Origin of the sequence: Halomonas sp. 3D7M, from assembly GCF_014897885.1 — a bacterium.
Lineage (GTDB): Bacteria > Pseudomonadota > Gammaproteobacteria > Pseudomonadales > Halomonadaceae > Vreelandella.
In genome coordinates this window covers 1-9,097 of the sequence record NZ_JABUZF010000266.1, presented here as the reverse complement: position 1 = coordinate 9,097, position 9,097 = coordinate 1, and the positions used below count along the sequence as shown (strand labels likewise).

The window sequence follows — 9,097 nt, the reverse complement described above, 5'->3', positions numbered from 1 at the left end:
CTCGGCCACCACGGGCTAGTAATTTTTTCCTGACGCGTTGGTTGCGATGCTTCTATCGCTGCTCCTCAGCTAGTTACTCGTCTGTCAGGTTTTCAAAACGCGGCATACCGACGTTCCATGGCTGGATATCGCCTTTTTCGCCAAAATTCGCATGGTCGCCAAGCACATGGCCATCATGCTCACGGGCTTGCCCATAAAGCGAACGTTTATGGAAAGTAGGGCCGAAGCGCTCTAGTGTCTCAGCAACGTCACCCGTGTAACGGGGATCTTGCGGTCGCTCTTGGCTACTCATGTAATAGGCAATGTCCCAGGCATCCTGGTCACTTAACGAGCGCGGCTGTCCTAGCGGCATATTGTTGTAAATAAACCCTGCGGCGGTATCGACTCTGACAATGCCTGCGCCCCAGTTATTAGAGCCATCCCCCCAAGGGGCGGGAAACACATACTCGCCATTCTCATAGTGCCCAGCGCCGTTGTCTTGATGACAAATAGCGCAGTTTTCTTGGTACGCCGCTTCACCACGGGCGTAATCGGGGGATTCATCTGGCTCGTCTGGCGCAGGAAAACCGCGGCCATAAATAGGCTGACTGGGGTACATTGGCGCACCGGTAGCCAGCCATTGGTGGTAAGCGCTGAGTGCGAGCATCTCATCACTGCCATAGGCAGGCGGCGTTCCATTCATCGAGTAAGCAAAGCAGCCAGCAATGCGCTCTTCAAGATTGTTAACGTGCTGATTTTTCCCCCTGAAGTCAGGAAGCGTGACCGCCGCTGCCCAGACCGGTGCACTAAACGGCTGACGCCCTTCGCCTAAGTGGCAGCTTGAGCAGTTCATGTCATTGAAAACGTTTTCACCACGTAGTTGCTGCGTGTTGGTAAATAGGTCATAGCCATATCGAATGACCTTTTTTAGCTCTGGATGGATATCAGCGTCTTCCAGGTCTGCCATGGTCGGTGGAACATGAACTAGCTCGCCCTCTTGCGGTGCAGGAAAACCAAGTTCCACTAACTGCTGATAGGGCGCTTCGTTAGAGGGATCGGCAGCATTGTCAGCAAAAGCGCTGACGGCTAGTCCGGTAGCTAATGAACAGCCTGTTAGTGCTAGTACGAGACGTTTCTTATGCATAATCATTGCGCTACCTCCTCTTCTTCACTGCCGGTTTGGGCGCTAACGTCCTGGCCGGCATACCATGCTGACACCGCCTGGATATCCTCATCGCTCATACGCTTAGCAATAGCCCTCATCAAATTTTGGGGATCATTACTGCGCTGATCATTTTGCCAAGCATGCAACTGGTTGCTTATATAACCTGCGTGCTGGCTTGCAATACCAGGGAACGTTTCCCCAACGCCAGTGCCACCCGGGCCATGACAGCTCTTGCATGACACAATGTAGGCATCCCAATCTCCGCGCTCAGCCAACTGTTCGCCACGGGCTAATAGCGCCTCGTCCACGTCATCGCCACCTTGGCCAGGGGTGATAGGCATTTCGCTATAATAGGCGGCAACGTCCACTATTTGCTGGTCATTAAGCATATTAGCAAAGGGCATCATGGTGGCGTTTTGGCGACGTCCCTCTTTAAAATCGTGTAGCTGCTTAACGATATAATCGGCATTAAGCCCAGCCAAACGCGGCCACGATTCGCCTCCAGGTATGTTCATCCCACTGCCGTTAGCTTGATGACACGCTGTACAGGTTGCCGCGGCGGCCTGGCCACGCTCGGCATCGCCTGCTTCAGCAAAGGCCGTGCCTGCGAGAGTGCTGGCCCCTATAAGACCAGCTCCCATCAACAAGCTGAACTTGCTCCATTGTTTTTTATTCATATATCCCCCTGACTACTGTTCGTTATTTACTTACCTGCCCGTTATTTACTAGTCGTAGCCCATTTACTGCGATGATGCAGCGAGAGCTATCGAATAGCCTCAGGTCTTTCTCGTTGCTCATCCCCTACCGTAGGAATGGTTAAATGGGCGCTAAACCCGCCGGCCTGGACATTTTCAAAATTTACCCAGCCCCCAAAACGCTCAACAATTGCCGCCACAATCGCTAAGCCCAAACCGCTACCTTGCTGCTTGCTCACGCGCCAGAAACGCTGAGTTAACTGCTTTAGTGTAGCGTCATCGACGCCGCTACCCTGGTCATGCACTGTGAACGTTACGTGACGCTGATCAGGGGTACACTGCACGCTTAGCGCGACAGGCTGCTCACTCGCCCCATGGTGCAGTGCGTTATCCAGTAAATTACGTAGTGCGGTTATTGCCAGCTCTCTAGGCATGGCAACGCACACTTGGGGTAATTGAGAGGGAAGCTGGCACTGCTCTGCAGTTGCCATGCTATCGGCGATCGCAACATCAACAATCTCACCTACCTGACTTAGCTCGCCATCATCAAAGCGCATGCGCCCTTCAACTCTTGCTAACGTCAGTAACTGGTCTAGCGTATGCGCTAGTCGAACCACCCCCGCCTCTGCGTATCTGAGTGATTCTTTCGCCGTTTCGCCGTCGGCTCGCTGCGCTACTTGAAGATGGGTTTTAATCGCAGTTAAGGGAGTGCGTAACTCATGAGCGGCATCGTTGGTAAAACGCTGTTCACGGACAATGGTTTGTTGGATTCTTACGAGTAACCCATTGAGCGTCTCAATCAACGGTTTAATCTCTTTCGGCACACCATAGGTAGATACGGGTGCCAGCGCTTCCGGATGACGACTGGCAAGCGACGCGCGCAACCTTGTTAGCGGCGCAAAACCAAGCCAAACAACCACCCAGAGCGCAATTAAACTGCCCGTTAATGCCACCACAAACGGCACGACAGCGACGCGAAACACATCGCTAAGCAATATGTCCCGCTCATCCATCCGGTCGGCGGTAGTAATGACCAGATTGCCACGTTCATAGGTAAAGACACGCCAGGTAGTATCGCCTTCCTGCCGGTAAGTATGACCACGCTCACCCGGTGCCAGTATGGTTTCCATGTTGGCATGAGTACGGGCAATGATATCGCCACGCGGGGAGTGCACCTGGCAGGCCAACCCCTCGATGGGTGGGATAGACAAAGCGCGAGCTTGGCTCTGTTCCCAGACATCTTCAGGCAGTTGAAGCACGAGCCCGGCGACCATGCGTGCCGACTGAGCAAGGCGCTGATCCAGTGTTTCTACGAATTTTTTTTCTAAATCATTGAGCAACCAAGCCGCAGCAACACCCCATAGCAATGCCAACGTCACCCCCAGGGTAAGCAATAGGCGGGCTCGTAAACTCATTGCTGCCCCTTATGAGGCGTGCCTGGCATGTGGACAGCCTCAGGCTTGCCTAACCGATATCCCAACCCGCGAACCGTCTCAATGATGCCACTGCCTAGTTTTCGACGTAGATGGTGGATATGCACATTCAGTGCATTGCTCTCTACATCGTCACTCAAACCATAGAGGCTATCTTTTAGCTGGTCGGCAGAAAGCACGCTGCGCGGCGAGTGCAGAAAAGCCTCTAAAAGCACCAGTTCTCGGCGCGATAGCATTACCAACTGGCCAGAAACTTTCACTTCACGCGCCTTGGGATCCAGTGTTAACGCCCCATGTATCGTCATACCCTGGCTACGGCCTGATACTCGCCGAAGCAGTGCATGAAGACGGGCCACTAACTCGTCAAGGTCAAAGGGTTTCACCAGATAGTCGTCGGCTCCGCACTGCAGGCCGTCAACACGGTCTCGTACCGCATCCCGCGCTGTTAGCATTAACACTGGGGTAGCGTTACCTTGGTCACGCCACGATTGCAGCAGTTGCAAGCCGTCGCCATCGGGAAGACCGCGATCAAGTATCACAACGTCACTTACCACTGACTGCATGATTTGTCCCGCTGCTTGAATCGTGGACACATGATCGACGACAAAGTCGTACATCATTAAGCCGGAGCGTATTCCTGATGCAACAAGTGGATCATCTTCAATGAGTAAGACGTGCATGGCGGTTTTCCTTTTATTACTACTAGCATGGCAAATGCACGTTAACCCAGCATTAAGCTAGCGAGCTGTGCCATAAACTGATTACAAAAACTCATTTACCAAAGCTCATTTACCAAAGCTCATTCACAAAAACCTGCTACAAAAACGCCCTTGCCTAGGGAGACAAGGGCGATAGCAGTTGTTTATACATTCACGCTACTGGCTAATACGTTTTGCGATAAACCAGCCTGCCACCATCGCGGCCAACAACGCCAATAACGGCAATGAGATCCCACCGATGGAAGCGATGGCAGGGCCAGGACAGTAGCCAGAAAGCCCCCATCCAATGCCAAATAGCGCTGCACCACCCAGCAGCTTGCCGTCTAACGCTTGCTTAGTTGGAAGCTGAAAATTAGCGCTAAACAGCGGCTCGCCACGTGCAAATACCAACCGATAGCCCACAAACGTTGTGCCTACCGCACTGCCTAGCACGAACATCAGCGTTGGATCCCAAGCGCCGGCTACATCAAGGAAGCCAAGTACACGGGCAGGATCAGTCATACCCGAGATAGCTAACCCAAGCCCGAATAGCAAACCAGCGATATAGCCAGCAGCGGTTTTTACTGTTGCACTATTCATATCACGCGCCTCATACACCACCTCCAATCATATGACGCATCACATAGACCGTGGCCACCGCTGTGATTAGAAACACCCCAGTGGCGGCCATAGAGCGGGGGGATAAGCGCGCCAAACCGCAAACGCCATGGCCGCTGGTACAGCCGCTGCCAAGCCCAGTGCCTAACCCGACTAACAGACCGGCTATCAACATTAGCGGCACACCGCCAGCTGGCGCACCGATCACCGCACCGGGAGCATCGGCAACGTTGCCTAGCCCGCCTCCCATTGCCATGACCAATAACGGGCCACTCACCAGCCCGAACAAAAAGGCTATGCGCCAAGCGCTGTCGCCTTTAGGTCGCTGGGTTATTAAGTTCCCAATAATGCCGCTAATACCGGCGATGCGTCCCAAGGCTCCCATCAACCACACAGCGGATAAGCCTATCAATACACCACCAACGAGCCCTTGCAGGCTTGCTATCCAGTCCACAGGTGTCTCCTTGCTGTGTTAATGCTTGTTTTTACAGGTTGAGATGCCCAGCAGAGGATACAATGGGCAAAAATTAAACAGCCCAGTGGCGAGTGGTACGACGCCAATCCATCCCCATGCGCCAATGGTGCCGGTAAGCGCCAGTATGATCAGAATAAGACCAACAACGATTCGTGCCACTTTGTCTATACCGCCGACGTTTGCTTTCATTTTCTGCTCCTCGATAATCAATATCAGTTAAAAGCGGTTGATAGGGACTTTTAGATAGACAACGCCATTGTCGTCGGCAGGCGGCATCTCACCCGCGCGCATGTTGACCTGTACAGAGGGAATAATGAGCTTAGGCATGCCTAGCGTGGCATCACGCTCCGTGCGCATTTTCACGAACTCATCTTCTGAAATGCCTTCATGTACATGGACGTTCGCGTCACGCTGCTCTGCAACACTAGTTTCATGCTGATAAACGTCTCGGCCAGGTGCTTTATAGTCATGGCATAAAAACAGTCGTGTTTGCGTCGGCAATGCCAAAACCTTTTGGATAGAGCGGTACAGCGTACGCGCATCGCCACCGGGGAAGTCACAGCGTGCGGTGCCGTAATCTGGCATAAACAGTGTGTCGCCAACGAAGGCCGCGTCGCCTATCACATAAGTAAGGCAGGCAGGCGTATGGCCTGGCGTATGAAGCACGCGCGCTTGAAGACTGCCAATGGTGAACGTATCGCCTTCATTAAACAGGGCATCAAATTGGCTACCGTCCCGAGCAAACTCAGTCCCTGCATTGAATGCTTTACCAAAAATTTCCTGTACGTCGACAATGTGTGCGCCAATCCCGGTTTTTCCACCTAACGTTTGGTGCAAATAGGGTGCCGCTGAGAGGTGATCAGCATGCACATGGGTTTCTAAAATCCATGTCACTTCAAGGCGGTTACCGCGAATAAATTCAATAATTTCATCCGCAGAACGTACATCCGTATGCCCCGCGGCATAATCGAAATCGAGTACCGAATCTAGAATAGCGCAGGCATTACTCTCTGGGTCCTGCACCACATAACTAAAGGTGTTAGTGGGCTCATCAAAGAAGTGAGTAACAATCGGGTGTTGCATTCTGTGCCTCCCGCTAATGGCAAGTAATGATGTTGCTATGCAACCATCATAGACCATAAAATGTTATATGTTTATACTTATTTGGAATTTAAAACGGTTTCTTGAGCATGATCAATATTGCTCGTCGGCCAATAGCCGCAAAACAAAAAAGCACCTCGCTGCCAACGAGGTGCTGTGATGAGAATGACATGGTCGGTTAAGCGAAATTCACCCGCTTCTACCGACTTAAAGCCTTATATACTTTGAGACTTGATACGTTTAAAGGCCCGATAAACTCAAAGCACTGATAAACTTAAAGAACTGATAAGCTTAAAAATTTATAGAAACAAACAAGCATCGAGCGTTAAACCTTACCCTGGTTATCAAGCTCTACCGCTTCATGCATACGTGCTAGCACGTCAGGCATAGCCGCTTGCACACGGTTCCAACTGGGAATAAAGGGACGTTCGCGGGGGTTATCTAAAAACAGATTGCCGGCTTCTAGTAAATTGCTGGCAAATAGCTCCACTGCTTGCTCTTCACAGTGACGATCTAAACTTAGTCCATTCATTGTCGCGTCGTGATCATAGGCTTCAATGAGGTCTAAGGCCAAACGGTAGTAAGTTGCTTTGAGCGTCCGGAAATCTTCGCTGCTAAAGCTAACCCCTTGGGTAGCCAGCTTACGATACAGCGCTTTTGCGATATCCAGACTCATTCGGTTCAAGCCACTGGTCGCATCCTCTTCACTAACGGGCTGATGCTTATGGTCATAGGCGTCGGCAATATCGACCTGACACAGCTGACGATGGGAGTAGTTACGCTGCAACTCCGACAGCACGCCGATTTCCAATCCCCAGTCAGCGGGAATTCGGATGCCCTCAAGCACATCGCTGCGCATGGCAAATTCACCGGATAACGGGTAACGGAAGCTGTCTAAATAATCCAAATAGGGTAACGGACCACAGACGGTTTTCAAGGCACGTAGCAGCGGCGTCACCATCAACCGAGAAACACGCCCATTGAGCTTTCCTTCGGCAATACGCGGGTAATAGCCTTTACAAAAACTGTAATTGAAACGGGGATTCGCGACGGGATACATAAGGCGTGCTAGGAGGCCACGGTCGTAGGTAAGAATATCGCAATCGTGAAGACCAACGGTGGTGGAGCGACCTGAACTAAGCACATAGCCAGCGCAATACCATACGTTTCTTCCTTTACCTGGCTCTAATGCCCCCAAACCATGACGTTCTAATTCTTGGTCGATGGCGCGCAAGCGCGGACCGTCATTCCATAGGATTCGAGTGTGCTGGGGCAAGCGCGAAAAGAACTCCCGTGCAAATAAAAACTGATCCCGGTCTGCCCTGTCTAAACCAATAACAATTTCATTGAGATAAGGCACTTTCACCAGCTCATCAACAATCGCCGACAGCGCAGGCCCTTCCAGTTCAGAAAAAAGCGAGGGTAAAATTAGTCCCATTGGGCGACGTTTGGCAAACTGGCAAAGCTCTTGTTCAAGGGCTTCAACTGGCCGGCGTGTTAAGTTGTGAAAATCGGTTATCACACCATTTTGATGAAAATCACTCATACGCTAGCCTCCCGTGACTTGTAATCTGATGCAGCGGTGTCATTCACTGGCGTCATTTTTAGACGCCCGTCATCTCGCCCCCACCAGTGGGCTACCCCCTCAGCCCAGCCAGTTGGCCCAGTCGCGTTTGTTCGATATAGCGCACGGTTGTGCGGCTCAACGTCAAGTGCGTGGCAACCTCGAATCACCACCGCTTGATCGACAGTTTCCAGCATCGTGATATCGTTTGGGCCATCGCCCAAGCCCAATGACAGTGGCTGACTGCCTCGTAATGCAGTAAATCGTTTGATTAGCCACTCTACAGCACCACCTTTGTCAGATAAGCGTCCAATCACATGCCAAAAGCGTCCCCCTTGAGTGAGTTCAAGGCCATCGCCTTCAAGCGCAATTCGGAACGTTTCAAGTGCAGCTGCATTATCCTCCCAAATAAGCGGCTCACTCCCCTCCCGCTGCCGCGCTGCTTTCGCACGGATTTCATCAAGCCCAGTTAACGCCATTACCTGCTGAAGACTTAAGTCGCCCATGCGGGTAAACCGAACGCCCAAGCGCTTACGCCAAACGTTTAGTCGCGCTTTAATGAAGCCACTATCAACGCCGGTGTGTTTAATAACGACGCCATCCCGGCCATTACCAGGGCGATCTAAACGCGCATGACACCAACCAGGCGGCAGACCAATAACGGCGCCATTCTCAGCAATAAAGGGGGTCGCCGTTAGCCCAAGGGCTTCACGAAGGGGAATGAGTTCAGCGCGAGTTTTACTGGTAACCGGAATGACCGGAACCCCTAGCTGTTTAAGGCGGGCAAGCCAGGGCTTGGCAGGTGAGAAATCATAACTGTGGTGATCTAGTAATGAACCATCCAAGTCGGTGACTACCAAACGCGGTTGAAGCGCTGGGTCTATTGGTGACTGAGCATCACAGGGCAACGCAGTATGCCTTTGTTCGGTCATAGCACCACCTTTTTGCAATCTTAAAAGTCGTTACACACGCCCACTTTTAGATAAGCAACCAAGCAGTTTGTATGCCAATACAATTTTATTGTTAATAATCAGAAGATTGGCTCATAAAAACCAGCTGTCTTTTTATAAGCACCAAAACAACGCAATCATGACGCACCAAAATAGCGCGCAAATAAATTGAAGAAAATTCGACAAGCCCTTGGCAAAAGCCCACAAATAGCTATACTCAAATTGTACCCACTGGCAACCTTGTACACCCCTCACCTGATGCCAGTGGGCTGCAGTGAGACAAGCCCTTTCATACCCGCCTCCCCGGCGGGTTTTTTTGATCTATTCCCTAGTCAACGTGAATAACCACCTCAACGCGACGGTTGCGCGCTCGCCCTTCAACAGTATCGTTATCTTCTAGTGGCTGGGTTGCGGCTAGT

General features: G+C 51.6%; 10 protein-coding genes. All 10 read right to left on the bottom strand.

Features of this window, described 5'->3' with window-relative positions; translation table 11 throughout:
- Nucleotides 1-73: 73 nt before the first annotated feature.
- On the bottom strand, nucleotides 74-1,129 hold the full coding sequence (locus INT22_RS17785; RefSeq protein WP_193059380.1) for a c-type cytochrome: 1,056 nt from the start codon (nucleotides 1,127-1,129) through the stop codon (nucleotides 74-76).
- Nucleotides 1,126-1,821 carry a c-type cytochrome gene (locus tag INT22_RS17780; protein WP_193059379.1) on the bottom strand — a complete coding sequence of 232 codons (696 nt, stop codon included), beginning with the start codon at nucleotides 1,819-1,821 and terminating at the stop codon, nucleotides 1,126-1,128. Before INT22_RS17780 ends, INT22_RS17785 begins: the two co-directional genes overlap by 4 nt.
- A gap of 86 nt (nucleotides 1,822-1,907) precedes the next feature.
- Entirely contained in the window at nucleotides 1,908-3,254 is a 1,347-nt protein-coding gene (locus tag INT22_RS17775) for an ATP-binding protein (protein ID WP_193059378.1), read from the bottom strand.
- Nucleotides 3,251-3,952 carry a response regulator gene (locus INT22_RS17770; RefSeq protein WP_193059377.1) on the bottom strand — a complete coding sequence of 234 codons (702 nt, stop codon included), beginning with the start codon at nucleotides 3,950-3,952 and terminating at the stop codon, nucleotides 3,251-3,253. The genes INT22_RS17775 and INT22_RS17770 overlap by 4 nt, the downstream gene beginning before the upstream one ends.
- A 195-nt stretch (nucleotides 3,953-4,147) precedes the next feature.
- Complete coding sequence (locus INT22_RS17765; RefSeq protein WP_038486986.1) at nucleotides 4,148-4,570, bottom strand: DUF6691 family protein; 423 nt, start codon at nucleotides 4,568-4,570, stop codon at nucleotides 4,148-4,150.
- Nucleotides 4,571-4,580: 10 nt separating this feature from the next.
- Nucleotides 4,581-5,042, bottom strand: a complete 462-nt coding sequence (locus INT22_RS17760) for a YeeE/YedE family protein (protein WP_193059376.1) — start codon at nucleotides 5,040-5,042, stop codon at nucleotides 4,581-4,583.
- Between the two features lie 18 nt (nucleotides 5,043-5,060).
- The gene (locus INT22_RS17755) at nucleotides 5,061-5,252 is read right to left on the bottom strand and encodes a YgaP family membrane protein (RefSeq protein ID WP_038486099.1); all 192 of its coding nucleotides are present in this window, start codon (nucleotides 5,250-5,252) and stop codon (nucleotides 5,061-5,063) included.
- Between the two features lie 27 nt (nucleotides 5,253-5,279).
- Entirely contained in the window at nucleotides 5,280-6,146 is an 867-nt protein-coding gene (locus INT22_RS17750; RefSeq protein WP_193059375.1) for an MBL fold metallo-hydrolase, read from the bottom strand.
- A 343-nt stretch (nucleotides 6,147-6,489) separates the two neighbouring features.
- Nucleotides 6,490-7,710: a glycosyl transferase gene (locus INT22_RS17745; RefSeq protein WP_193059374.1), complete on the bottom strand. Its 1,221-nt coding sequence runs from the start codon at nucleotides 7,708-7,710 to the stop codon at nucleotides 6,490-6,492.
- The gene (locus INT22_RS17740; RefSeq protein WP_193059373.1) at nucleotides 7,707-8,660 is read right to left on the bottom strand and encodes an HAD-IIB family hydrolase; all 954 of its coding nucleotides are present in this window, start codon (nucleotides 8,658-8,660) and stop codon (nucleotides 7,707-7,709) included. Before INT22_RS17740 ends, INT22_RS17745 begins: the two co-directional genes overlap by 4 nt.
- Nucleotides 8,661-9,097: the final 437 nt, after the last annotated feature.

Coding starts and splice junctions, on each gene's coding strand:
- INT22_RS17775 (WP_193059378.1), bottom strand. CDS start 3,254: ATGAGTTTACGAGCCCGCCTATTGCTTACCCTGGGGGTGACGTTGGCA.
- INT22_RS17745 (WP_193059374.1), bottom strand. CDS start 7,710: ATGAGTGATTTTCATCAAAATGGTGTGATAACCGATTTTCACAACTTA.
- INT22_RS17785 (WP_193059380.1), bottom strand. CDS start 1,129: ATGATTATGCATAAGAAACGTCTCGTACTAGCACTAACAGGCTGTTCA.
- INT22_RS17765 (WP_038486986.1), bottom strand. CDS start 4,570: ATGAATAGTGCAACAGTAAAAACCGCTGCTGGCTATATCGCTGGTTTG.
- INT22_RS17770 (WP_193059377.1), bottom strand. CDS start 3,952: ATGCACGTCTTACTCATTGAAGATGATCCACTTGTTGCATCAGGAATA.
- INT22_RS17755 (WP_038486099.1), bottom strand. CDS start 5,252: ATGAAAGCAAACGTCGGCGGTATAGACAAAGTGGCACGAATCGTTGTT.
- INT22_RS17750 (WP_193059375.1), bottom strand. CDS start 6,146: ATGCAACACCCGATTGTTACTCACTTCTTTGATGAGCCCACTAACACC.
- INT22_RS17740 (WP_193059373.1), bottom strand. CDS start 8,660: ATGACCGAACAAAGGCATACTGCGTTGCCCTGTGATGCTCAGTCACCA.
- INT22_RS17780 (WP_193059379.1), bottom strand. CDS start 1,821: ATGAATAAAAAACAATGGAGCAAGTTCAGCTTGTTGATGGGAGCTGGT.